Here is a 206-nt window from a genome sequence, read left to right as displayed (position 1 = left end):
GCGTATCTTCGTTAAACCACATGCCGATAGTAACAAGGACGAGGAAGGCAATACAAAACCAGTTCGCATAGGGGTACAGGGGAGACTTAAACTTATGGGCATCCATTGCCTCTTTACCCCAGTAAGCACGAAATCTCTTCTGCGAATAGGCCAGAACAAACCAGGCTATCATACCGGGAAATACGGAAGCACTGTATAGGTACAGA

At 46.6% G+C, this 206-nt stretch carries 1 pseudogene; it reads right to left on the bottom strand.

From position 1 onward, the window contains the following. Positions 1–206: pseudogene (locus PGX78_RS09325) on the bottom strand (amino acid permease); the annotation flags it as partial.

The organism is Megasphaera sp. AF13-6AC (assembly GCF_027685385.1).
Taxonomy (GTDB): domain Bacteria; phylum Bacillota; class Negativicutes; order Veillonellales; family Megasphaeraceae; genus Megasphaera; species Megasphaera micronuciformis.
This window is presented reverse-complemented; position numbering and strand designations above follow the sequence as displayed.